This is a genomic window from Arthrobacter sp. HLT1-20 (assembly GCF_054510895.1).
On the sequence record NZ_JBTNDR010000017.1, the window covers coordinates 50251 to 75773 of the forward strand.

19 protein-coding genes are annotated in these 25523 nt (G+C 62.6%); 15 read left to right on the plus strand and 4 right to left on the minus strand.

The window, feature by feature from the left end:
- Positions 1–50 precede the first annotated feature (50 nt).
- Positions 51–1055 carry a Fe2+-enterobactin ABC transporter substrate-binding protein gene (gene fepB / locus ACX80Q_RS10895; protein ID WP_459330554.1) on the plus strand — a complete coding sequence of 335 codons (1005 nt, stop codon included), beginning with the start codon at positions 51–53 and terminating at the stop codon, positions 1053–1055.
- A 9-nt stretch (positions 1056–1064) separates the two neighbouring features.
- On the opposite strand, the gene ACX80Q_RS10900 is transcribed toward fepB, so the two are convergent.
- Positions 1065–4181 (minus strand): glycoside hydrolase family 2 TIM barrel-domain containing protein, encoded by a 3117-nt coding sequence (locus ACX80Q_RS10900; RefSeq protein ID WP_459330555.1) that lies wholly within the window; start codon positions 4179–4181, stop codon positions 1065–1067.
- A 100-nt stretch (positions 4182–4281) separates the two neighbouring features.
- On the opposite strand from ACX80Q_RS10900, the gene ACX80Q_RS10905 reads away from it, so the two are divergent.
- Positions 4282–4893 carry a TetR/AcrR family transcriptional regulator gene (locus ACX80Q_RS10905; RefSeq protein ID WP_459330556.1) on the plus strand — a complete coding sequence of 204 codons (612 nt, stop codon included), beginning with the start codon at positions 4282–4284 and terminating at the stop codon, positions 4891–4893.
- Between the two features lie 7 nt (positions 4894–4900).
- Here the strand turns inward: ACX80Q_RS10905 and ACX80Q_RS10910 are convergent, their stop codons facing one another.
- Both ACX80Q_RS10910 and ACX80Q_RS10915 read right to left on the minus strand, forming a co-directional pair.
- Positions 4901–5023: a hypothetical protein gene (locus ACX80Q_RS10910; RefSeq protein WP_459330557.1), complete on the minus strand. Its 123-nt coding sequence runs from the start codon at positions 5021–5023 to the stop codon at positions 4901–4903.
- A gap of 171 nt (positions 5024–5194) precedes the next feature.
- On the minus strand, positions 5195–5818 hold the full coding sequence (locus tag ACX80Q_RS10915) for a TetR/AcrR family transcriptional regulator C-terminal domain-containing protein (protein WP_459330558.1): 624 nt from the start codon (positions 5816–5818) through the stop codon (positions 5195–5197).
- 182 nt (positions 5819–6000) lie between these two features.
- Here ACX80Q_RS10915 and ACX80Q_RS10920 point away from each other — a divergent pair, with 182 nt between their 5' ends.
- The 7 genes from ACX80Q_RS10920 (at position 6001) to ACX80Q_RS10950 (ending at position 14502) form a co-directional block, all read left to right on the plus strand.
- Complete coding sequence (locus tag ACX80Q_RS10920; protein ID WP_459330559.1) at positions 6001–6993, plus strand: nitrilase-related carbon-nitrogen hydrolase; 993 nt, start codon at positions 6001–6003, stop codon at positions 6991–6993.
- Complete coding sequence (locus ACX80Q_RS10925) at positions 6990–8039, plus strand: agmatine deiminase family protein (RefSeq protein WP_459330560.1); 1050 nt, start codon at positions 6990–6992, stop codon at positions 8037–8039. Before ACX80Q_RS10920 ends, ACX80Q_RS10925 begins: the two co-directional genes overlap by 4 nt.
- Positions 8040–8061: 22 nt before the next feature.
- Positions 8062–9504: an APC family permease gene (locus ACX80Q_RS10930; protein WP_459330561.1), complete on the plus strand. Its 1443-nt coding sequence runs from the start codon at positions 8062–8064 to the stop codon at positions 9502–9504.
- Positions 9505–9770: 266 nt separating this feature from the next.
- On the plus strand, positions 9771–10712 hold the full coding sequence (locus ACX80Q_RS10935) for a phosphate/phosphite/phosphonate ABC transporter substrate-binding protein (protein WP_459330562.1): 942 nt from the start codon (positions 9771–9773) through the stop codon (positions 10710–10712).
- 24 nt (positions 10713–10736) lie between these two features.
- Complete coding sequence (gene phnC, locus ACX80Q_RS10940) at positions 10737–11645, plus strand: phosphonate ABC transporter ATP-binding protein (RefSeq protein ID WP_459330563.1); 909 nt, start codon at positions 10737–10739, stop codon at positions 11643–11645.
- Positions 11642–13360, plus strand: a complete 1719-nt coding sequence (phnE, locus tag ACX80Q_RS10945) for a phosphonate ABC transporter, permease protein PhnE (protein ID WP_459330564.1) — start codon at positions 11642–11644, stop codon at positions 13358–13360. The genes phnC and phnE overlap by 4 nt, the downstream gene beginning before the upstream one ends.
- Entirely contained in the window at positions 13357–14502 is a 1146-nt protein-coding gene (locus tag ACX80Q_RS10950) for a zinc-binding dehydrogenase (RefSeq protein ID WP_459330565.1), read from the plus strand. The genes phnE and ACX80Q_RS10950 overlap by 4 nt, the downstream gene beginning before the upstream one ends.
- A gap of 91 nt (positions 14503–14593) precedes the next feature.
- Here ACX80Q_RS10950 and ACX80Q_RS10955 read toward each other — a convergent pair whose 3' ends face one another.
- Complete coding sequence (locus ACX80Q_RS10955) at positions 14594–16072, minus strand: DHA2 family efflux MFS transporter permease subunit (RefSeq protein ID WP_459330566.1); 1479 nt, start codon at positions 16070–16072, stop codon at positions 14594–14596.
- Positions 16073–16392: 320 nt separating this feature from the next.
- On the opposite strand from ACX80Q_RS10955, the gene ACX80Q_RS10960 reads away from it, so the two are divergent.
- From ACX80Q_RS10960 to ACX80Q_RS10985, 6 genes are all read left to right on the plus strand, one after another.
- Positions 16393–18690, plus strand: coding sequence for an outer membrane protein assembly factor BamB family protein (locus ACX80Q_RS10960; protein WP_459330567.1), 2298 nt, complete (start codon positions 16393–16395; stop codon positions 18688–18690).
- 26 nt (positions 18691–18716) lie between these two features.
- On the plus strand, positions 18717–19340 hold the full coding sequence (locus tag ACX80Q_RS10965) for a hypothetical protein (RefSeq protein ID WP_459330568.1): 624 nt from the start codon (positions 18717–18719) through the stop codon (positions 19338–19340).
- Between the two features lie 107 nt (positions 19341–19447).
- The gene (locus ACX80Q_RS10970) at positions 19448–21706 is read left to right on the plus strand and encodes an NHL repeat-containing protein (protein WP_459330569.1); all 2259 of its coding nucleotides are present in this window, start codon (positions 19448–19450) and stop codon (positions 21704–21706) included.
- 52 nt (positions 21707–21758) lie between these two features.
- Positions 21759–22823, plus strand: a complete 1065-nt coding sequence (locus tag ACX80Q_RS10975) for a COG1470 family protein (RefSeq protein ID WP_459330570.1) — start codon at positions 21759–21761, stop codon at positions 22821–22823.
- Positions 22824–23452: 629 nt separating this feature from the next.
- The gene (locus tag ACX80Q_RS10980; RefSeq protein ID WP_459330571.1) at positions 23453–24073 is read left to right on the plus strand and encodes a hypothetical protein; all 621 of its coding nucleotides are present in this window, start codon (positions 23453–23455) and stop codon (positions 24071–24073) included.
- Between the two features lie 390 nt (positions 24074–24463).
- Positions 24464–24865 carry an NUDIX domain-containing protein gene (locus ACX80Q_RS10985; RefSeq protein ID WP_459330572.1) on the plus strand — a complete coding sequence of 134 codons (402 nt, stop codon included), beginning with the start codon at positions 24464–24466 and terminating at the stop codon, positions 24863–24865.
- Positions 24866–25523 lie beyond the last annotated feature (658 nt).

Sequence of the window (25523 nt, forward strand, 5' to 3'; positions counted from 1 at the left end):
TTCAGGACACATCAGTCCCATCACGCACCACCCTTCGAGGAGACGTTACTGTGAAGTTCCAGCGCACCATCCTTCCCCTGTTCGCAGCCTTTGCTGCGGCCGGCATAGCCCTCAGTGGCTGCTCCGGGGCAGGCGAGGCCAGCACCGCCAATGCCGGCGCCACCGCCGTGGCCAGTGAGGCGTCATGGCCCCGCACCATCACCCATGAGGCCGGCGAAACAGTCATCCCCGCCAAGCCCAAAAACATTGCCTCCACCTCACTGAGCGTGACGGGCACGCTGTTGGCCATTGACGCCCCGGTCACCGCCTCGGCGGCCACCAACCCCAGCGATATCACCGACAAGCAGGGCTTCTTCTCCCAGTGGGCCGATGTGGCCACCGAGCGCAACGTGGGCGTGCTCTACCCCAACCTTGAGTTCGATCTTGAAGCAGTGGTGGCCGCGGCCCCCGATTTGATTGTGGTGTCCACCTCGGGTGCTGACAGTGCGGCCGATCACTACAAGGAACTGAGCGCCATTGCCCCCACCATTGTGGTGAACTATGGCAGCCAGTCCTGGCAGGACCTGGCCCTGGAATTGGGCAAGGCCACCGGAACTGAGAGCTCTGCCGGTGCCGCCGTGGCCAACTACGACGTCCACGTCAAGGACGTAGCCGCCAAGATCAAGCTGCCTGCGGGCGAATCCAACATTGTCAGCTTCAACGGCGCGGGCCAGGACAACGGCATCGCCAAGAAGACCGGCAGTCACGCGGCCGTCCTGGAGTCCTTGGGCTTCAAGATTGCCGACGTCCCCGAAGGACTGGACACCAGCGAGAAGGCACGCCAAGACTTTGCGTTCGTCTCCTTTGAGAACCTGACCAAGGCAGCCAATGGCAACACCGTGTTCCTGCTCAGCGCCGACGATTCGCTCGTGAAGACTTTTGAAAGCGAAAAGGTGCTCGCCAACCTACCCTCGGTCAAGTCCGGCTCTGTCTACGCCATGGGTCCCACCTCGTTCCGCCTTGACTACTACAGCTCCACCCAGCTCGTTGACTTGTTGGGCAAGACCTTCAGCTAGGTTCATCCCCTAGCGCGCCGCAGCAATCCGCAACGTCAGCGTGCGGGCCTCGGGGCGAAGGGCGTAGTCTGGCCACACATCGGGCCCGCAGGAGCGCGACCCCAGGCCGTGCTGGGCGGCGTCCAGGTAGAGGTGACTGTGCCGGCTGGCGGGTAGTTCATGGGGGTGGGCCGCAGCCGTGATTTGGTGGGAGGTGTGCCGCGACAGTGTGAACCCCGGCAGCCGGCCCTGGGAATCGGCAATGGCACGGAGTCCCAGCCACGGTTCACCGGCGCTGCTAAGTTCCAGTGTCCGGATGGCGCTGCGGTGGCCGGTTTCCTGTGGCATTGAATAGGTCTCGGACAGATCGTCAATGCTCGCCGTATAGCGTCCAATCGTTGCTGCATGAGTACTGTCCGGGTAGGACTCCCGTGGTCCCGCACCGAACCAGCTGGCGCCGTCCACCGTGGAGGGCAACGCGAAGCTGACACCCACCCGTGGCCACACGATGTCCCAGCCGGAACTGGGGGCGATGTCCACGCGCAACCAGAGTTCGCCGTCCGCCAGTTGCCAGTGCTCTTGGACGGACACCCAGTGCCGGCTGTCGGCCGGGGCATAGCGGTTTTGAACAAGGACGTTTGCCTCATCGGCGGCGATCTTTTCCACGCGGGCCGTGAGCCGGTCAAGGCCCGCGGCCCGCCACACTGTTTCATTGGACGGGGCGGGGGTTCCGTTGCCATTGTTCAGCCAGGGGTCCGTTTGGTTGTAGCTGCCAAAGTGCGCACCCTTGTCGTTGTCCGTGGGGGCGCGCCACAACTCCAGCTGCGGCCCGGAGACCGGCAGCCCCGCCAGGGAGACCAGCCGGCCGTTCTCAAAAAGTGCCGTGGCCAGTGACACTGTGCCACTGGCCACGGCCAACGATGTGGCTGCCCCCGCCCACCCGGCCGGCACGGGACGGGGTCCACGTTGCTGGCCAGTTGGCGCGGCTCTTGACGAAAGGTCATGCTGGGCAGCGCAGACACTATGCCCAGCCTTGGCCCACGCCGTGTCGTGGCGCAGAACCGCCTCCACTGTCAGCCATAGCTCACCGTCAGCCGCCTCAGCAAGCCGGGGCAGTGCCATGCGCACAGTTTCTCCCGCAGCCAAAGGCCCGCCGGTGGAGGCAGCCACATTCAGGGAGCCGGATTCATGCGGCATCCCAGCCACCTCGGTGCGCCACCGCAGGGCAATGTCCGAGGCGTCGGCCGAGTGCCGCAGGTTGGTGACAGTCACGCTCAGGTGCGTTCCGCCGTCGTACGTTGCTGACTCAAAGGACAAGCGGATGGGTGCCACGATCTGCTTGAACTCGTACAAGCCCGGTGTGGGGGTGGAGTCGGAGAGGATCATGCCGTCCATGACGAAGTTGCCGTCGTGGACCGCCTCGCCGAAGTCCCCGCCGTAGGCTAAGTATTCCGTGCCGTCGGCAGTAGTGGCACGCATGCCGTGATCGCGCCACTCCCAGACGAACCCGCCATGCAGACGCGGGTAGCGGTCCACCAGATCCTCGTACTGGGCCATGGCGCCCGGGCCGTTGCCCATCGCGTGCACGTATTCGCACAGGATGAACGGCTTGGTGCGCTGGCGGGCCGATTCAGCCGGTGAGCAGCCAAGCAGCAGGGAGCCGGAGTCGTTGCGGCCGATCGAATCGGTCTCCGGAATGGAGGAGTACATGCGTGAGTAGACGTCGGTGTAGGCGCCCGTGTAGTCGCCCTCGTAATGGACGGGTCGGCCCGTGTCCCGGGCGTGGGTCCAGGCGGACATTGCGGCAAGGTTGGCGCCGGTGCCCGACTCATTGCCCAGGGACCACATCACAATGCTGGGGTGGTTCTTGTCGCGTTCCACCGTGCGCTCCATCCGGTCCACGAAGGCTTCGCGCCAGGCGGGATCGTCGCTGGGGTTGTTGGCCCAGTCGTTCTGATGGAAGCCGTGAGTCTCCAGATCGCACTCCAGGATCACCCAGAAACCTAGTTCATCGGCCAGATCCAGGAGGCGCGGATGTGGCGGGTAGTGGCTGGTGCGGATCGCGTTGACATTGAATTGCTTCATCAGGGCAAGGTCGGCCCGGGCAAAATCCTCGTCGAACACGCGTCCGCGCTCGGAATGGGTTTCATGGCGGTTCATGCCATGAAAGACCACCCGGCGGCCGTTGACCAGGAATTGATCACCCACAATCTCCACCGTGCGGAAACCGAGATTCACTGAAATGCCCTCACTCGCACTGGATACCGTGGCGGCATACAGCCGGGGGATCTCAGCTGACCACGGCTCGACGGCGGGAATGGACACGGGTGCCACATCCTCGGGGGAGTGCCACTGGACATCAAGGCCAAGCTCCGGAACTGACAAACGGATCGGAAAGGCCGCCGGGAGTGCAGTGATTTCCGGGTCGATGACTCCCGCCCCGTCGCTGCCGAAGTGTGTCCGCAGCCAGAGATCGTCAATGCCTCCCGCCGGGCGGGCCTGCAGCGTCACATCCCGGAAAATGCCCGGCATCCACCACTGGTCCTGGTCTTCGAGGTAGCTTCCAGCCGACCACTGGTGGACACGGACCGCCACCAGGTTTGAGCCGGGCTGGACGGCATCGCTGACGTCGAACTCCTGCGCCAACCTGCTGCCGGTGCCAACACCAATCTCGATTCCGTTGACCCACACCTTGTAGCGTGATTCCACTCCATCAAAGCGCAGCACAATCCGCTCCGCGCTTGACCACTCCGCGGGGAGGTCAAAGGTGCGGCGGTAGTCTCCGGTGGGGTTTTCATCGGGGACGTGCGGCGGATCGATGGGAAAGGGGAATTGGACGTTGGTGTAGATGGGGCGCCCGTACTGTCCGTCGTTCTCCAGGACCCAATGGGCAGGCACAGTGATCCGGTCCCAGTCCGTGTCATCAAGGTCCGGATCGGCAACACCCTCCGGCGGCTCTCCGGCCGGGAGTACGCCGCGGCCACCCGGTGTGCCAGGCGCCCCAGCCAACAGGCGGAACGCCCATTCGCCGTTGAGCTGTAGTGAGGGAGCATCACTGTGCAGCCATGAGCGGGCCGGACATCGCCTGCCGGTGCCTGGTCCCTGATCGGTGATGTAGCTGGCGTCCGCGGCGGCGGTGGGAATCATGGGTGGTTTGCTCCTTCGTTGCGGCCAGCGTAACACCAAACACGAACGATCACTCGTGTTTGGGGTTTGTGTGACGGCCGCTCCGGTAGGCTCTCCTGTCATGAGCACATCAGATGCCGGCAGGCCGGGACGCCGGGGGCCCTACGCCAAGTCCGAGGAACGGCGCCGTGCCATCCTTGACGCCGCCCATGCCGTGTTTGCCGCCAAGGGCTACCGTGGGGGCTCACTGCAAGACGTGGCCGGCCACGCCGGCATGAGCCAGACCAGCCTCCTGCACCACTTCCCGTCCAAGAGCGCCCTCCTCATGGCGGTGCTTGAGCGGCGGGACGAGATCACCGCAGCCATGCCCGCAGAGCCGCGCGACGACTTTATGGACACGGTGCTCCGCACCGCCCTCTACAACGAGGGCATCCCCGGGGTCATTGAGCTGTACACCGTGCTGTGCGCCGAATCCGTAACGGAAGGCCATCCCGGTCGGCACTACTTCACGGAACGGTTTGCACGATTGCGCGCCAGCTACACGTCCCAGTTTGCGGTATTGGCGCGCGACGGCCGCTTGCGCCCCGGTGTTGACCCTGCACAAGCGGCAGTACAGCTCGTGGCACTGTGGGATGGCCTCCAAACCCAATGGCTGCTGGCGCCGGAAACCCTGGATGTGGCCCAAGGTCTGCGCAGCTTCTTTGACCTTCTCGTTGTCCCTGCGGGGGACTAGGGCCGGGCTACACCTCCCCCTCGACTGTCCATTCCTGGCTGGCCGCGGTTGCCAAGATGGTCCCTTGTGCCAGCAGGGAGCCGGCCAGGGCGCTTCCCGTGCCCACGTCCAGGCACAGTCCGCTGGCCAATGGTCATGGAGTAATGGTCGTGGAGATGCCGGGGTTGCCCAACAGCTTTTCACAAGCTACCTCCTGCAGGCTGGTGCCCGCTGGCAATGGAAGTGGTGTTTGCTTTGTTAGACGACCAAAGCAAACACCACTTTTTGCTGCCAATCGGCTTGCGGTGGTGACGCTACACGGCTAGTGAAAGAGCTGAACCTCCGCCAGCCGCCGAGCCAACCCGTTCATCACTATTTGCAACCCGTATTCGAACGCTTCATCCGCACGCTGCTGCGTGCCCGGAGGTGGCGTGGCCAGGGCGGCTGCCAAGGCGGGTTCGGCCTGGTCTCCCGGCGTCCACACCACTTCCGGCGCGGCAACATCCAGCGCCGAGCCGAGCACGAAGCTGTCCAGGGTGGTGATGGCCTTCAACACTTCCGCCGGATCAAACCCAGCCTCCGTGAGCACCTCAGCCATGAGGTTGTACATCCGGGTGGTGGCCGGGTGGGAAACCGGATATGCGGTCAGCAACGGTATCAGCCTGGGGTGGCGGGCATAGCTGTTGCGGTACTGGCGGCAGGTCTCGGCGATGGTTGCGTACCAGTCGGAATCGTGGCGTGGCAGGCGAATGTGATCGGAGGCCAAGCCGCGCATGAGTTCGACGATTTCCGTTCGCCCAGAAACGTGGTTGTAGAGCGAGGACGGCCGGACTCCCAGCTTTGCGGCCAGGGCGGGGATGGTGAACTCCCCGTCGCGGTCGACCAATTCCAAGGCGCCGTTGGCGATTCGATCCACAGATAACAAGGGCATCAACGGGCGGGCCATGGCTCTCCTTGACTAGGTTCCTGGCCAACGGCAATTGCTTACCGTTGGGGGTATCAGAGTTGAATCTACCAATTACGGGGCCAAGACCTTGCATCCTGTGGCCATTGGCTCCATACTAAACGAATGCAATTCGTTTTATGTGATCCACCTCTCTTTTCCCTCGACTCCGCAGGAGCACCAGCATGATCGAAATGACCGCACTTGTTCCGCCAACCTCGTTCGCCCGCGTCAATGAACCCCGCCGTATCCCGCTGCGTGTTGGTGTTGTGCAACACCGATGGCAAGCTGATGCCGCTGCACTGCGCACCGAACTGGGCCAGGGCATTGCCCGCGCCGCCGGGCTTGGGGCCAGGATTGTGTTCCTGCCCGAACTCACCTTGTCCCGCTATCCGGCTGATGCCATTCCGACGTCGGCGCCGGGCAACACCGCTGAGGATCTGACGACCGGCCCCACCTTTGCCTTCGCCGCGGAAGCGGCGCGGGCCAACGGCGTCCACGTGCATGCATCCCTCTATGAAAGGGCCGAGGCCGGAGACGGGCTGGGATTCAATACCGCCATCCTGGTCTCGCCGGCCGGGGAACTCGCGGGCCGAACCCGGAAACTGCACATCCCGGTCACCGAGGGCTACTACGAGGACAAGTACTTCCGCGGCGGCGACGGCGAGGCGCCGTACCCGGTGTACAGCCTCGAGGACCTCAACGGAGTCCGCCTGGGCATGCCCACCTGCTGGGATGAGTGGTTTCCCGAGGTCGCCCGCCTCTACTCATTGGACGGGGCGGAACTGCTCGTCTACCCCACGGCAATCGGCTCAGAACCAGCCCATCCCGACTTTGACACGCAGCCGCTGTGGCAGCAGGTAATCGTTGGAAACGGGATCGCCAACGGACTGTTCATGGTGGCACCGAACCGCTATGGCAACGAAGGAGCCGTGAGCTTCTACGGCTCCTCATTTATCTCCGACCCGTACGGGCGGATCCTGGTCCAAGCGCCGCGCAACGAGTCCGCCGTCTTGGTGGCGGATCTGGACCTTGACCAGCGCAAAGACTGGCTTGATCTCTTCCCTTTCCTGGCCACCCGGCGCCCCGACACCTACGCGCGCCTGACTGAACCGGTGAACATTTTGCAGCCGCACGGCAGCCATGAGAGCCAATTTGCGCGCCAGGGGCGAGCATGAGTTGGCGGATGCCGGCGGAGACCGAAGCTCAGGAACGTATCTGGATGGCCTTCCCCGTAGCCGGCTACACACTGGGCGAGACGGCAGCCCAAGCTCACGAAGCACGCTCAACGTGGGCCGCGGTGGCTCACGCGGCGGCTGAGTTCCAGCCGGTCACCATGGTGGTTGACCCGAGCGCCGCTGCGGTTGCCCGGGACTATCTCTCGGCCAAGATTCAGATCGTTGAGGCGCCGCTGAACGATGCCTGGATGCGGGACATCGGGCCAACCTTTGTGATGGACGACGGCGGCAACAGGCTCGGCGCCGTCGACTGGGTTTTCAACGGCTGGGGCCAGCAGGACTGGGCCTCGTGGGATAAGGACACCCTGATCGGGGCCAAAGTGACAGCCCGCGCCGGAGCCATGCCGGTACCTTCGAGACTGGTCAACGAAGGTGGCGGCATCCACGTTGACGGCCGGGGCACCGTGCTGGTCACGGAGACCGTTCAGCTTGACCCGTTCCGCAACCCCGGCATGAGCAAGGCCGACGTCGAGGCCGAACTGGCCAGGACCCTCGGAGCCTACAACGTGATCTGGCTGCCGCGCGGCCTCAGCCGCGACTCCGATACCTTCGGCACCCGCGGTCACGTGGACATCGTCGCGACCATCCCTTCCCCCGGCGTCCTGCTGGTGCACCGGCAAACGAACCCGGAACACCCGGACTACGTGATCTGTGCAGAAATCATTGACCATCTCGCCAGTACCAGGGACTCCGACGGGAATCCCTGGCGAATCGTGGAAATGCCCGCACCCGCAACCCTGCGGGACGAGGAGGGATTCGTCGACTACAGCTATGTGAACCACCTGGTGGTCAATGGGGGTGTCATCGCGTGCAGTTTCGACGATGGTGCGGACCAGGCGGCGGTGGAAATCCTCCGCGCATGCTACCCGAACCGCCGGGTCGTCACCGTGGACGCCCGGCCACTTTTTGCCCGCGGAGGCGGCATCCACTGCATCACCCAACAACAACCCGCACTGCCCGCTGACCCCAGCGCCTTTTCGCAGTAACCCCTTCGGCGACCACCCAGTTATGAAAGGCGACAAGATGTCACCGCAACCAGGAACACTGCAGCGCCGGCTGAAGCTGCGACACATAGTTTTCATCGGCCTTGCCTATATGTCACCTTTTGCTGTGTTCGATACCTTCGGTATCGTCACCGAAGCGACCAACGGCCACGTCCCGGCGTCGTACATTATCGTCACGATCGCGGCGATTTTCACGGCCTTTAGCTATGCCAAGATGGTACGGATCTACCCCTCGGCCGGATCGGCGTATACCTACACCCGCAAGACGATTAATCCGGGCGTGGGTTTCCTGGTTGGCTGGGCGGCGTTGCTGGACTACATGTTCTTGCCGATGATCAATGCCCTCCTGGCGAAGATCTACCTCTCCGCCCAGTTTCCCGAGGTCCCCGGCTGGGTCTGGATTGTAGGCCTCATCGTCGTCGTCACCCTGCTGAACATTGTGGGTGTGAAGATCAGTGCTTCCGCCAACATGGTCATGGTGGTTTTTCAGGCCCTCGTGGCGGTCGCCTTCATTGGCCTCACCCTCAGGGCAATCCTCTCGGATAGTGCCCTGCACTTCTCCCTTGCCCCCTTCTACGCCATGGATATGGACACGGCAGGCCTGATCGGCGGCGCGTCGGTGCTTGCCTTGGCTTTTCTGGGCTTCGATGCTGTCACGACCCTGTCAGAAGAGACCATCAACGCCGAGCGGAACATGCCCCGGGCGATCATGTGGGTGGCGGCACTCGGGGCTCTCTTCTTCGTCACTGTCACCTACGTCATGCAGACCCTCGTCCCGGACTTGGCGTCCTTGGAACGCATCACCACGGAAACGGAGAGCGCCTCCGCGCACATTGCGTTGTTCATTGGCGGGGTTGCCTTCCAAACAATTTTCCTGGTCGGTGCGATCTGTTCAGTACTGGCTTCGGGCCTCGCCTCACAGACAAGTGCCGCCCGCCTGCTGTTCGCGATGGGACGGGACGGGATCCTGTTCAAACGATTTTTCGGCTATGTGCATCCGCGGTTTGGAACACCAGTGCTGAATATTCTCGCCATCGCGGTGATCGCTTTGACAGCACTGACATTGGACCTGAACTCGGCAACGTCGCTCATTAACTTCGGTGCGTTCACGGCCTTCGCCTTCGTGAACTTGTCTGTCATCGCGTTCCACCTCCGGCGCAGGGGCCAACGGTCCGGGCGGTCGACGACCGGCTGGGTCGTGGCGCCGGGCGTTGGGTTCCTGATCAATGCCTACCTCTGGGCCAATCTGGCGCCGCTAGCCATGCAAGTCGGCATTGTGTGGACCTTGATCGGCGTCGTCTATCTGCTGTGCATTACCCGGGGATTCCGGCGGCCCACGCCGGAGGTGGCTTTCGATGAAGCCGAGGGGACACCGCAACGCGAATCCGGTGTTGGAGCTGGGTTGCAGATACTTGGTGCGGGAGGGAACCAGGTTCACGGACCTTGAACCAGGCTGGTGGGGGAGAAACGCCACCATCTGTGCGCACTTGTATGAACAACTTGCCCTGTTGCCAAAATCCCACGGCGTGGGTGGGCCGCCCACCCACGCCGCCCCACTGTTCCCACTTGTCTCTACATGAACACCACTCAAACAAATGTTCACGAACAGGTGGCCTCTAGTTGGTCAACCGTTAGTAAGTGTTCCATAACCTTTTGAAGGCCGCTCAGGGAAAATCCCTGCGGCATGCAGACTTTGAAAGGCTCCATCACACAATGAAACTCTCACGCCGCTCTGTCTCCACAGTCATGTTGAGCATGGCGCTCCTGACCGGTTCACTTGCTGCCTGTTCGGCTCCCGCCGACTCCGCCAAGACCGATGTAAACGCAGGAGCCTCGGCCGGAAAGTTTGCCGTTGACGCAAACACCCTTGTTTTTGGTGTGGTCCCGGACTCGGTGGACACCGAGACCAACTACACCCCCTTGATGGACTACATCGAAAAGCAGACCGGCAAGAAGGTTGAGTACCACGAGTCAACCGACTACGCCGCACTCATCGAAGCAGCAAACGCTGGCAAGATCGACGTCGCCTCCTTCTCAGGCTTCACCTACGTCACCGCGGTGAACCAGGGCGCCAAGCTCACCCCCATCTCCTCCATCGTCACCGAGAAGGGTGCCGAGCCCGGCTACTTCTCCCAGGCAATCGTGCCCAAGGGCAGCCCCATCAAGGACATCGCCGGCATGAAGGGTAAGAAGATCTGCTTTGTGGATCCTTCCTCGACTTCCGGCTACTTGTTCCCCAGCTACAACCTGCTCAAGGCTGACATTGACCCCAAGAAGGACATCACACCGGTCTTCGCTGGCAAGCACGATGTGAGCGTTCAGAAGACCGCCGAAGGCGTCGAGTGTGAAGCCGGCTTCGCCGAGGACAGCGAAGTTGTCAAGAGCGAGAAGGTGAAAGTCATTGGCGAGACCAAGGTTCCCGGTGCCCCGGTTGTCATGTCCTCTGACCTGCCTGCGGACCTCCAGTCCAAGTTGACGGAGACCCTCAAGGAAGTCTCGATCGAGCAGATCATCGCAGCCGGCATCAAGAACGCCGATTCGGAAGCGTTCCGCAGCGTCTTCCACGAGACCAAGCCCGTCACGGATTCCTACTACGACACCATCCGCGACATCTGCAAGACCACCAACGCAACACAGTGCCAGGCAAAAAAGTAAGTACTGGAAACTAGGAGTAAAACCATGGGCCATCCCCAAAGCTTGCCGTCATCTGCCACTGCCGGCATGGAACGCGACAGGACAGTAAAAGTAGCTGCTCTCACCAAGAATTTCGGCGGGAACTTGGCGCTCGACGGCGTCGGCTTCGAGGCAGGCCGCGGAGAACTCGTGGTTTTGCTCGGCCGCTCAGGTTCCGGAAAATCCACCCTGCTGCGCCACCTGAACGGTCTGGAGGTTCCCACCTCCGGCCAGGTTCAGGTGCTCGGGGCGGAACTCTCCACCCTGACCGGAAGTTCGCTACGCCGCCTGCGCAGCCGCGTCGGCTTCATCTTCCAGCAATTTGAATTGGTGCCCTCACTGACGGTGCTGGAAAATGTGCTGACCGGCTCGCTTGCGGCGGTCCGCGGACCACGCCTTGGCCTGTTTGGCTACGGCAAGGCCCGCCGCCTCACGGCCCTTGAACACCTAGAAACAGTTGGTCTGCTGCAGCTGGCCTACCAGCGCGCGGACACTCTCTCCGGCGGGCAGCAGCAACGCGTTGCCATTGCCCGTGCCCTCATGCAGGAACCGGAACTCTTGCTGGCCGACGAGCCCGTGGCCTCGCTTGACCCCGAGTCCAGCGACCAGGTCATGAACCTGATCCGCGACATCGCCCGCAGCAAGGGCCTCACCGTGGTGTGCAGCCTGCACCAGGTGGATCTGGCATTGTCCTGGGCGGACAGGATTGTTGGCCTGCGCCACGGCAAGGTCGTGCTGAACACGGTCACCGAAGACATGACCCGCGAAGAGGCCATGGGCATCTACGGACAGGTTGAGGTGGCCACCATCACCAGCGAATTCCAGGCCATCGCCGAGGAACTGGACACCCCCGGCCACCGTGAGCGCATTGCCCGCGATCTGGCACAGGAATCAGCGGGGCACGAAGCCCCATGACCGCCACAGTACTGACCCCCGGCGCATCTAGCGGCATCGCCGCCCGAGCCCCCAAACGCAAAATATCGCCCGAACGTATCAGCGCCTCGATCACCCTTGTGGTCCTTCTGGTCATAGCCATCCAGGCCCTTGCCGCAATCGACATCTCGATTCCGAAAATGTTTGAGAGCATGGATAACGCCCAACGTTTCTTCGCCAGGGTGGGCGGCGTGACCTTTCCGCCGCTGGGGGAGTTGCTCCACCTGACAGCCCTCACCGTGGGCCTGGTCCTGTGCGGCACACTCCTGGCAGCCGTGCTCTCGGTGCCCGTGGCCATGCTCTCCGCCGCCAACACCACCCCGGGCCCGGCCTGGCGCTGGGTTGGCCGGTTCACGGGCGTACTCACCCGGGCCGTGCCCGACGTCGTCCTCGCCATGGTCTTCGTCCTCATGTTCTCCCTCGGCGCGCTGCCCGGCATTATGGCGATCGGCATCCACTCGGTGGGCATGATCTCCAAGATGTTCGCCGACGCCATCGAGCAGGTGGATGAGGGCCCCCGCCTGGCCATCCGCGCCGCCGGAGGCACCAAGACGCAGGAATTCGTCTCAGGCATCCTGCCGCAGGTCCTGCCGTCCTGGGTGGCCACCGTGCTGCACCGCAACGACATCAACCTCCGCGGCTCGGTCATCCTGGGCTATGTGGGCATCATTGGCCTGGGCCGCGAAATGTCCTACGCCTTCAAGGGCATGGACTACTCACTCGGCATGGGTTACGCGATTGTCATCTTCGCCCTGTGTGTCCTCATGGAGGTCATTTCCAGCTCCGTCCGCTCGGTCATGCTGGGCCACGCACCCACAGGCCGCGGCATGGGCGATAGGCTTGTCCGCCGCTTCGGCAAGAAGTCCGGACAACAGACCATGGCGAACGCCGTGGCTTTCGCCAACCCGAAGCAGGCGTTGGTGCGCCCGTGGACCAAAGCTCGACGACGCAATGCTGTTTGGGGGGTCACCTCCGTTCTGGTGGTGATTGGCAGCGTCCTGGTCAGCGACATCCAGTGGAGCGACTTCATCACCTTCTGGGGCAAGGTCCCCGCCATCGCCGGGCAGTTCTGGCCGCCAAGCTTCGGCAACTACGAGGTCGCCACCATGCTGGAGGCCATGTGGAAGACCATCGCCATCGCCCTGGCCGCCACCCTGCTCACGCTGGTGGGATCGGTGGTGATTGGTTCGTTGGCTGCCCGCAACGTTGCACCCAACGGCTTCATTCGTAGCGCCAGCCGCTTCATCCTGGTGGTCATCCGCGGCATTCCTGAAGTCATCCTGGCGATCGTGCTGATTGTTGTCACTGGCTTGGGCGGCCAGGCCGGAACCCTGGCCCTGGCCATCTGCGGTGTGGGTTTGCTGGGCAAGCTCATTGCCGACTCCTTCGAGGAGGTCAACCCCGGCCCGGAACGCGCCTTGGCAGCCACGGGCGCCACCCGCCTGCAGGTCTTTGCCGGCGCCACCTTCCCGCAGGGTGTGCGGTCCTTGATTGGCCACACCTTTTACCTGCTGGACACCAACGTCCGCGCGGCAACCATCCTTGGCATCGTGGGCGGCGGTGGCATTGGCTACTACCTGCTCAACGCCGGCCAGGGCTCCAAGTACGGCGTGGTCACGGCCATTGTCCTGATGATCCTGGTAACCGTTCTGGTGGTTGAAGGCCTGGCGATGTGGATGCGCCGGGTGTTTCGATGAGCTACTCAGCGGCAACCGTCTGCCAGGGCACACGCGTGACTCTCTCGCCGCCGCCCACAGCCATGGCGTGGATCAAGCAGGGCGCCAACCACCAGCTCATGGCTGTGCCCGAGGTCTACCTGGCTCCCGGAGATGCGCTGGTCGAGGTGGAGTTCGCAACCGTTTGCGGCTCCGATTTGCACACCGTCCACGGCCGCCGCAGCGCCCCCACGCCCCTTGTGCTGGGACACGAACAAGTCGGCAGGGTTGTCGCCGTGGGGGAGAACGCCCTCCGCGCCGACGGCCAGCCGCTGGCCATCGGGGACCGCGTGATCTGGTCCGTCATGGTCAGCTGCGGGAAGTGCGATCGGTGCCTGAAGGGCATCACGCAAAAGTGCCGCCAGCTGGCCAAGTACGGCCACGAGCAAGTGCGCCACGGCTGGGAACTCAGTGGCGGCTTCGCTACCCACGTCCATTTGCGCTCCGGCACAACCATTGTTCCCGTGGCCGATTCCATGCCGCGTGAAATCGCAGCACCGTTGTCTTGTGCGTCGGCGACAGCCATTGCGGCCATCGACGCCGCTGCGTCCATCATGGATCTTGCCGGGACCACCATGCTCGTCACCGGCGCAGGACTCGTGGGGCTCACTGTGGCCGCAGCAGCAACGGACAGGGGCGCACGCGTGATTGTGTCCGATCCCGACCCCGCCCGGCGGGCCAATGCCTTGCGGTTTGGTGCCCTAGAAACTGTGGACCCCATGAGCCCCGCCAGCATGCCCGATTCCCTCGAAGCTGTACGTGAGCGCCTAGGCCTCAACGACGGCCTGGACGTCTCCATTGAGGCCTCCGGATCGTCGGCGGCCGTGGCCCAGGCGATCGATTGCCTGGACATTGGCGGCGTCGCGGTTCTTGTGGGCAGCGTCCACCCGGCGGGCCGGGTCCAGCTTGACCCCGAGGCTGCGGTTCGCGGATTGAAGACCATCCGCGGGGTGCACAACTACGCGCCGCAGCACCTCATCGACGCGGTCGCCTACTTGGAGGAGCGGCACTGCGCCTACCCCTTCGCCGAGCTGGTTGGCACCAGCTTCCCGCTGGATGAGCTGGATGCAGCCATAGCGGAGGCCACCACCGGCGGCCATGTCCGCGTAGGCATCATCCCGTAGCGGCCTTCAACCCGCCGCGACTGCGCAGATAATGCCCTCAAGACCATATCTTGAGGGCATTATCTGCGCAGTCACGAGCCCAAAAGCGTGGCTAGTGAACTTTCTGGCTGGCCTGCTCCTGGTTGTCCAGGGCTGCTTCGGCCTTGGCCTTTTTGGCCGGTGCCATGAACGCGGCAATCACCACGATTCCCAGCGAGACGAAGGCCGCCACCATGAAGCCGCTGCTGAAGCCGCTGGCCTGTGCCGCAATGGCATCCTTGCCGGCCGCGGCCGCTGACACCGTTCCGGCTGTCATGACACCAATCAACAAGGCCGTGCCGGCTGCCCCACCCAGTTGCTGAAGAGTGGAGAGCATGGCAGAGCCGTGGGAGTGCAGTGAATGCGGCAGCGGGTTCAGCCCAGCCGTGAAGGCCGGGGTGAAGATAAACGCCAATGCCGTGGACATCAGCAGGTGCAGGCCCACAATGACAAGCAGCGAGGTGTTCTCATCCAGCCGGGTGTAGCCGAATAGAACCGCTGAGAGGAGCAGCCCGCCGGGGATCAGCAGCGGACGGGCGCCAACCTTGTCGAAAAGTTTTCCCACGAAGGGTGCCAACAGGCCCATGAGCAGCCCGCCCGGGAGCATGAGCAGCCCCGTATTGAGGACCTCCAGGCCGCGCACGTTTTGCAAGTACATTGGCAGCAGGATGATCACACCGAACAGGGCCACCATGGCCATGACCATCAAGGCCAGGGCAAGGGTGAACTGGCGGTAAACGAACGGGCGCATGTCCAGCAGGGCGCCGTCGTTGCGCTGCAGGCGGAGCTGCAGCAGCACAAAGCCGAGCAGCGAAACCAGCGACACACCAAGGGCCACGACGGCCAGCTGTTGGGTACCGGGATCAACTGAACCAATGCCGCTGAGCCCGTACACCAGGCCACCAAACGCGGGGATGGAGATCAGCACGGAGGGGATGGAGAGCTTGGAGGCGGTCCGCCCGGAATCAGTGGGCAACAACCGGGAGCCCAGAACCAGTGCGATCACGGCGATCGGCAGCACAAACAAGAACATAAAGCGCCAGGACAATGAGTGCAAGATGATGCCGGACAGTGTGGGGCCAATGGCCGGGGCCACGGAGATCACAATCGAAACGTTGCCCATCACGGCACCACGGCGGTGGGATGGCACCAGGTCCAGAATGGTTGTCATGAGCAGGGGCATCATGATGGCCGTACCTGATGCCTGGATGACACGTGCCAGTAGCAGGACCTCAAAGCCCGGCGCCAGCCCGGCTAGGAGTGTTCCGGCGGAAAACAGGCCCATAGCCAGGATGAAAACTGTCCTGATGGGGAAACGGGTGAGCAGATAGCCCGTTGCGGGGATCACCACCGCCATGGTGAGCATAAACGCTGTTGCCAGCCACTGGATGGCGGACGCTGAGACATCGAACTCGTGCATCAAGCGCGGCAGGGCCACGTTCATGATGGTTTCGTTCAAGATCACAACGAACGCCGAAACCAGCAGCACTGTAATGGTGGTGCGGTCCCGCGCTGACAGCCGTTCAGGCGCAGTTGTGTGGGGTTGTGACATGGATGGTTCCTGACCCTGACGATGAAAAGTGGACTGCCGAGACACCGCACGGCGAATATGTGCACATGCTGCTCGGCTCACTAGTAGGTAGCGCGCTGGGGGCCGTATCTATTCCCGTGCTTAGAACATTCCTTCCCGAGAACATTGCGATGCTTTCATCAGCGTTCACGACCTTCCACGTATGTTCATTTGCTGTTCATTTGAGCAAATTAACTGGACACGCTCGGGGTGAGCTACGTCATACTTCTGGAGAACGCTTTCCCCTGGACGGGACATGAATGGCGTTAGGGCGATCAAGGCCTCCAAGCAAAGGAAATTCAATGCAGAATTCATTCTTGTCACGCCGCACAGTCATCAAGGCCGGCGGCGCCGCGGGGCTGAGCGCCCTGCTCGCAGCCGCGGCCGCAGGGTCCGCCTCGGCGCAGACTATTTCAGGGTCCAGTCCTGCGGAGGACGGGACGGTAGTGATCGACCTAGGTCCCGCCGTGGTGCAATTCTCCCTCATGAGCGCCCAGCTGGTGGGAAATACCTTGTTCATCGGTTCACGCAACGTTGAACCGGTGCAGATTCTGGCTCTGGATCTTCCCAGCGGCAAAGTGGTGGGCCAAACCCAACTGGCCACGGGCCACACCATCCAGACCCTGTCCGTTGACACTGGCGGCACCACGCTATACGCCGGCGTGCTGCAGAAGACCACCGGCCCGCAGGCCAATCTGTTCCGTTGGGACCTCGCGGATCTGAGTAAACCTGCCGTGGCCATCGGAACGATGGGTGACCGAGACGTGCGTGACATCAGTGTGGCCCCGGACGGTCATGTTTTTGCCGTGGGTGGGGGCTCCGGCACGGCGCCTGCACTGTGGGAGTATGATCCCGCCACAGGGGCGGTGGTCAGTCGGGGTATCCCGGACACTGGCGCAACACTGGCCCGTGCGGTCGCCGCCACTGACACCACTGTCTTCTTCGGGGCAGGCAGCACAATTGGCGGCGGCGGAAACACCAGCCGCGCCTGCCTTTTCGCCTACAACCGTGCCACCGGGGCGCATTCCCGGGTGACACCGGCTGAGATGGAGAACGATCCCAGCATCCGCGACTTGGCCATCCTCGGGGACAAGCTCATCATCGGCACCGCTGCCGCCACGAATCCTGCCAAAATGGCGGCCATGGATCCCGCCAACCCCGTAAGCTACCAAATCGCCACCTCGGTGGGCGTGACGGCCAAGAACTTTGCACGATCGGGCGATGTGGTCTACTTCGCCAACGAATTTGGCCTGTATCAGTACAAGTTGTCCAGCAACCAAATATCGGCCGTCCCGTACACCGGCCCGGCTTTGGGTGAAATTTGGGGCGTCGATGCCGCGGATGGTCAGGTTTTGGTGACGTCGGGATTTGGTTTCGTTGCCGCCGTCGACCCTGCAACGGGAAGTACAGCTTCCACCGACCTGGTGGAAGCTGGTGCACAAGCGTTGCCCCAGGCAGCTATGGGCATGGCAGCTGGCGGCGGCTACATCTACGTGGGCGGCAACGGCGCCGTAGCTCGCCACTCCATGGCCGGAGGGCCAGTCACCTACCTGCGAGCGCCCGGCGAGGCGAAGGACGCCATCATGCTCGGCAGCACGCTCTACACCGGCCAGTACAGCGGCCAAGGCATCTGGAAATATAGTCCCGACGATGGGCTGCCGATCCGCCAGGTGGCCGCATTCCCGAAAGCCCAGAACCGGCCGCTGGATGTTACGTGGGACGCCACCAACAAGCTGGTCCTGGTGGCCGCCCAGGCCGACACCGAGGGTGGCGGTTCGCTCTGGAGCCACGATCCGGCGACCGGTGCCTCTAAGCACTTCATCAACCCGATCGACAACACCCAGCTGCTGCGGGCCGTGGTGGCCCAGGGAGGCGTGGCCTATTTGGGTGGGGGCGGGCCGGCCATTGCCGACGGCGGCACCATCGTGGCGTACAACCCCGTGGCAGGCGCAGAGCTGTGGCGCATCACCCCGCAGGACTCCGGCACGGCGGCGCTGGCCATCCAGGGCCACAACCTGTATGCCCTCTCCCGCAAGGGCACCATCACCGTGATTGACGTGCGCACCCGCCAAACCATCCACCAGGTCAGTATCAAGACCCTGTCCTACGGCTTCGGCGCGATGGTCACCAATCACGGCGTGGTCTATGGCGTCTCGGACACCAATGTGTTCCGCTTCGACCCCCTGACCTTCGCCGTGGAAACCGTGCTGGCTGACACCGCCGGCGGCTGGTACAGCGGATCGCACCTGACCAATGACGAGGCCGGCAACATCTACTCGCTGCGCGGGCGCAACCTGGTCCGGATTGAGGTTCCTTCCTACCCGCAGGCTGCCGTCCAAGTGGGCACCCGCACGGTGGGTCGCAACACCATGCTGGCGGTTACAGCCACCAACTCGGAGACCGTCCCGGTCGATCTGGTCATCACTACGGCGTATGGCGAGAAGCGCTTCGTCGGCGTGGAGCCGGGCAAGAAGGCGTATCACGCCTTCACGGTGCGCGCCCTGGTCATCCCCGCCGGTGAGGTCACCGTAGCCTCAACCGTTCAGGTTGGCGGGCTACCCGTGACGAGCACCAAGACCGTTACCTACTCGGCCAACTAGCCGAACTTCCAGACAAAGGACCCACCATGAAGAAGTCAACAACCACCCGCCTTGCCCTCACCGCCGCAGGCACGCTCCTGCTGGCTGGAGTTGCCAGCGCGGCCATCGCAGAAGAGAATCTCGGCGACAACACCATTGGCGTCAACGTAGAAATTGCTCCACTGACAACCCCGGGAGTCCTCGCCATGACCGTGGATGGCGCCTCCACAGCGCTGGTGGAAAACGGCTCCACGGACTTGACCCGCACGTTCACCGGCACCCTACCCACCGTGACCATCGCCGACACCCGCACCGCGGCGGAGATTCCCGACGGTGCGGCCTGGTATGTTCTGGGCTCCTCCACCGGGTTTAACGGCGACGCCGGCCAGGCCGGGATTGCTGCCGGAAACTTGGGATGGGAGCCGCGCTTGCTGGGCGGGGACGACGCCGGTTTGGTTGCCCCAGGTGACGCCGTGGACACCGTGCTGGATCAGGGAGATGACGCCGTGGGCCTAGTGGACCAGGAGCTGTTTGCCATCACGGCAGATTCGGCCGGGGCGGTCGACGGCAACTCCCAGTGGTCCGCGACAGCTGACCTGACCCTGAAGACTGCAGCCACTGTGACCCCGGGGAACTACAAGGCCACGCTGACGCTCTCTCTTTTCGAGTAGTTCGATTCGAACAACAGCCGACGGCGGTCCGCAGCCGGCACGCCCGGGTGCGGACCGCCGTCGAACTTTAGCTACATTTTTGACTTACCTGAGGGACGGAAGATTTGATGAACAATGATGTATCACTCAAACGGCGCCACCTGCTGCAGCTAGGCACGATCGGCGCACTTGGCCTGCTCATGGCCGGGCCGGGAAGTGCCATGGCTGCGGAGGCCCAAACGGCCGGGGGTCTACAGCTCACGGATCTGGGCTCCGGCATTGACAACTTCACCATGATGTCCAGTGTCATGGTGGGGGACACGCTCTATCTGGCCACCCGCAACATTGAGCCCATGAAAGTTGTGGGCTTCCATGTGCCCACACGCAAGGTCACCAGCGTCACCGAAGTGTTTGGGGAGACCACCCAGGCTCTCGCCGCGGACCCGACAGGCCGCTACATCTACGGTTGTGCACGCATTGGCGGGATCGACGCCCGGCTCTTCCGGATCGATCTCAACGCGCCGGGGCGGCCCATGGAAGCGCTGGCGCACGTGGTGGACCTTGAGCCCTTCACCATGGCCATCGCACCGGATGGGGTGGTGTTCATCGGCGGACGCGAGACCGGGCCCAAGGTGCGCCAGTACGATCCTGTCACCGGAATCCTGAGCGTCTTGGCTCTGCCGGATGCGAACGGCCAGTACGGCCGCTCCCTGCATGCCACCGAAGACACCGTCTACTTTGGGCTCAGGGCGCGGCACCCCGTCACGGGCGCCGCCGCCGCTGGCTTCTACAGCATTGACCGTGCCACCGGTGTGCCCACCAATATCCTTCCCGCGGAACTGGCCACGACCAGCGAGATCCGCGACATCACCCAGGTGGGCCAGCAACTGGTCCTGGTCAACGGATCCATTGGCGCCATCATGGACATGGCTGAACCCGCCGCCTACAAGGTGCTCCGCTCACCCCTCAGCATGGGCAAACTGCCCAAGGAAATGAACGGGCTCCTGTACTTTGCCGGCGGTCCCGGAGTGGTCGAGTACAACCCGGTCACTTCGAAGTTCAGGGGCGTAAACGATCCAAGCATCACACTGGGAGCGGTATGGGGCCTCTTCCCCTACCAGGGCAAGCTGGTGGTCGTCTCCGCATTTGGCTTGGTGGTGGAAATAGATCCGGCAACGTCCGCCTCCGAGGTTCACGATCTCATCGTGGCCGGTGCGCCCGTGGGCGCCCAACTTGCCATGTCCATCGCCGCGGGCAACGAAAGTGTCTATGTTGGCGGCACCAACGCGGTGGCCCGCCACAACCTGTCCACCGGTGAGGTCCGCAATGTCATCGGCACCGATGAGGCCAAGGACATGGTGCTGGTCAATGGAATGCTCTACACAGCCCAGTACAGCGGCAAGGGCATCATGGCCTACGACCCCAACGGCAGCAACTACGAGCTGCATCAGCTGGCCCTGCTGCCCGAATCCCAGAACCGCCCGCATGATGTGCTCTGGGATCCGGATCGGGCCAGGCTCTACTTCGGCAGCGGTTCGGATGCCAATGTCTATGGTGCCCTGACGGTTTTTGACCCCGCAACATCTGCCATCGAGACTTTCCATGCCGACCCCTTCAAGGACAAGCAGCAGGTGCGGACCATCGCCCAGTCCGGGTCCACGCTATTCCTCGGAGGGGAGGCCGTGGGACGCAGCCAGGTCCTCGCCTGGGACTTGAACACCAAAGCTGAATTGTGGCGTGTGACGTTCCAGGACGCCCCGGATGCGGTGTGCGGGTTGGTGGTCAACGACGGACTGCTGTACGCCCTGGGATTCAAGGGCAAGCTGAACATTGTTGACCTTGCCACGCATCAGGTGGTCCATTCGGCGGTGTACCCCGCCCTCATGCCCAACTGGGGTTCGCTCTCGGTGATCCAAGGCCAGGTGTATGGCATCACGAGCGCCGCCTTCTTCCGGATCACGAAGTCCAACCATGCCACGGAGGTATTGCTGGAAGGCCTCGCGGCGGATTGGTACGGGGTGCCCCGGGTGGCTGTGGATGAGCGCAACCAGGTCTACGCCATCAAGGGCAGGAACCTGGTCCGTATCACCGGACTGGATGCCCCGCAGCTGGATCTCTCCGTCGCCTCACGCTGCATTGCCGGAAAGGTGGTGGTAGCGGTGACTGTGGTCAACAGAGAATCCGTGCCTGTGGACCTGGTGATTGAGACTGGGTTCGGCAGCCGCTTCGTCTCCGGGGTGCGGCCGGGACAGAACGCGTTCCACACCTTCAGCACTAGAAGCAAGGAAACAGTCGCTGGAACCGTGACGGTACACAGCAGCAGCGCCCAGGGAACGCCACGGGCAGGCACCACAACCGTTGGCTACGGTGCCAGTTCCTGCCGCTAACCAGCACGCAGCTGCATCCAACAACTACTCGCAACAAGAAGCAGGATCCACCATGAGAACGCATCCGGCCAGAACGTGTGCCCCAGCATTTGCCGCCATCTGTGCATTGTTGATGATCGCTGCCCTGCTGTCCTGGCCGGCTGCTGCCCATGCCCAGGACGGATGGCCCAAGGATGCGCCTGTCAGCTGGTCCGTCCGCACGGCGACTGCTGCCGGCCCAGACGGGCGGAGTTGGGTTGAGCTGGAGGCAGACCCAGGCGCTGTGGTGCACCAGTACCTCGCCGTGCAGAACCTGGGCGAGGTTGATGCGACATTCCGGATCACAGCCAAGGACGGCTACTACACGTCATCGGGCCGTTTCAATATGCTGGAATCCGCGGAGCAAAACACAGGCGCCGGCTTGTGGGTGGATGTGGCGGCACGGGTCAAGGTGGCTGCCGGACAAACGGTGGTGGTGCCCTACTCAATCACCGTGCCAGACAACGCCACCCCGGGTGACCATGCCGCCGGCCTCGCTGCTTCCGTCATCAGCAACGGCACCACAGAAGGCGGCGACCAATTGCACGTGGAGAGCCGGATGGGATTCAAGATCCTGTTGCGGACCACCGGTGAGCTTGCCCCCTCTGCCGTGATTGAGGATGTTGCAGCTGCCTACAGCATGAGTTGGAATCCTTTCTCCCCGGGATCCATGGATGTTCAGTACACGGTTCGAAACTCGGGAAACACCCGGCTTCAGCTCGCGGATGCTGTCACCGCCGCCGGCGCTATAGGGTCCGGCGTGCCCCATTCTGCCGGAATGGAGCTGCTCCCTGGACAGGTGCACCAGGTGAACGTCCGGCTGGATGACGTGTGGCCGGTGTTCGTGGCCCCTGTGGCGGTAGAACTCGATGCGCAGGTGCCCGCTGCCGCCGACAACCCGGAAGCAGTGATGCCCGCCCCTGAGACGCTGCGCGTCGATGTCTTGGTCCCGGCCATTCCTTGGGCCCAGCTGCTGCTCGCGGCCGGAACACTGCTGCTGGCTGCTGGTCGGGTCCGCGGACATCGCAAACGCCGCGCCGAGGTGGCGCGGTTGATCGCCGATGCCCGCAGGGAAGGCGAACGCAGTGTCAGAGTTTAGATTCCCGCGGGCCAGACGCCGCGGCATCTAACGGCTCGCTCCCATACAGGGGGCGCCCGTGAGCAAACTGCCAACAGGAACTCAAGCGTCTCATGCTAGCGGCCATCGTCGGCGGTCAGAACCCGCGTGTCCCGGGGGAGTGCGGGACTACTGGGTCCCTTGGTTCCGTTCCTTCGCGTGATAGCCGTTGCAGGTTCACCGGCATGGTTGATGTCATATCTCAGGTTGTGACAGGTGTGGCGTAGTGATTCAACGAACTCTGCTGTTCGAGGCCGGCGACAAGACCGGGAACTGGTCCAAGGAGTACACAAAGAACATTCCTAGTGCGGATGACAGGTTCAATAGTCATTTGAAGACACCCAAACTAGAGAGGTGATGGCAATGTCCATGGAGGAGACCCTGTCGAAGCGTCCACCTGACCGGGCCGTCGTGGAGGGTCATCAGAAGCGGATGCTTGACGAGGTTCGTGCCTAAAGACTCCGTGAACTCCGTGCGACGTCCGAGTTGACTCTGGGCCCGCTTGCTGGCCGTTTGTATGACACCCAGAACAGAGGCTGACGGATCGAGCACGGAGCCATCTGTGTTGATGCCTTCTGAACATGACACGCCCGCCCAGCTATGATGTCAGGATGGGCGAGGAGAGCACGGGTCTGGCACGGTCAGGATGGGCCACTCAGGCGCGGGATTTCATCCCGGAAACGCATCGTCACCTACCGATGCTGCGCCTTTACCTTCCTTTTCGAGACCCTGCGCTCGATGACGGAAAAGACATTGTTCGATGGTCCAAGTACGTCGCGGTAGAAGATCATTCCGCCTCGCTGGATTGGTTTGAAGCGACCGACCGTATCGCCGAGGAACAGCCTTCCGTTCGCCGCCTCGTCTCCTGCATGGGCGAGCTGGATGTAGAAACCGCAAACGCCCTTCGTGATGCGATTGGCGTTGTCGAACTCCAATGTCTGCGTTGGATGGGCTACGCCGATGCACCACACACCAGCTCGCCAAGGCGAGTGTTCGGGGAGGAATACTTCGAGGCACGCCTCAGACCTGACGATGTGCGGGCCGGACGAAGGGTTCCGGAGTTCTCGTGGGATGCCGAACGGCGTCTCGCATGGGGTGGACGGCTATACCCAGACTCGTTGATCGTGGCCGCCGAGCTACCCATCTTTCGGCAACTGATAAACGATCCCCGAATCGACACGGCGTCGGTGAGAGCTGATAGAGACGACCTGCCGCCAAGCGCGGGCGATTGACGGGTTGCCCGCGGACGAATGGCTGTAACTCGTTCGCATCTTGTACTTGAAGGGGCGGCGTACGGCTCTCATACTACGGCGCGACCAGCATAGGCAGTGGTTGTACGTCCCTGAAGCGTTCGGGTGTCCAATAGTCAGGATCGTCGCTGTCAGAACTGATACTGGTTGATTCGCCACAGGTGTCATTCAGTGGTGGTGAGCACCACTCGACAAAAAAGCCAGAGCGGAGAACAACCCCGAGGACCGAAGAAGCCAGCACTAGCAAAACGTTTTTTGTTGCTAGAGCTAGTATGTTTCATTCGCTTATCCATGCTGGGTTTTCCAGTCAATGGTCCCGCCGGGACTACGGGTGAGTCAACAAGTTGCTGTGCCTGCTAGTAGGATCGCCGCATGGAGAATCCGTTGAGGCATCACGTGGCATGTGGGTTGCTCGTGCGCAATGGGCATGTTCTCCTTGTACACCGGTCTTCGGCGAAAACGTCGAATCCCAATGTCTGGGACCTTCCGGGCGGCCACCTTGAACCGGGCGAGAGTAGCCGCCAAGCACTCGTACGAGAGCTTGAGGAAGAGCTATGCGTGTCAGTTTTCGCGCCTAACGGCAGCGTCGTTCATACGCGACGTAGCTCCGACCTCGTCTTGGAGGTATGGCGAGTCGACGACTGGGTTGGGGATATTGTCAACACAGCAACGGACGAACATGACGGCATAGGCTGGTTCAGCTTGCACGAGGCAATATCTCTGGACCTGGCTGACCCAGAGTATCCAGCACTGTTTCGACAGGAACTGGCATGATCCTGTCCCGCAGGAGGTTCCTCCTACGGGACGAGTTAGCAGTCTGGCCGAGCGGAAGAAGGGCCGACTGGAATGGGCAGGCCGTCTTCGTTCGCTGGGCCGCTGGTTCAAGGCAAGATTGCAGAATTACGTGAGCTGAAGGCTTGGAGCTGCCGCGCCAGCTTGCCCGGGGTGCGACGGGCTGGTTCCTTGCCCGCTCAAGTCGTTCGAATCCGTGAGTAGGACGAACGGAGGGCCAATAGTTGGCAGCGACGGCTTCAAATCACCAGGGTATGAAAAACCGCGGATTTCCGCCAAATTCCCTCTCACCAATTCAAAAACGTGACGTCAAATGGAGTCGGAATAGACCCTGAAAATGTCAAGAACGTGATCAACTTTTCGTTCAATAACGTGAACAAAGCGTGATTCGGCCCCTCAACACACCTGGCCGAAACAGTAAAACCGCAGGTCAGAGGCCCATTTGGTGCCCCGGGCGGGAATTGAACCCACGACCAAGAGAAACTCAGGCCTCTCATGCCAACAGTGATCGTTTCACGTCAAAAACCGCGTGTTTCCGGGGGAGTGCGGAACAACAGGGCCCCTTTGACATGCCAAGGATTGCCGTGGGTTTTCGTTCAATAACGTGAGTAAAACGTGATGAGGTCCTGCAGCGTAGCGC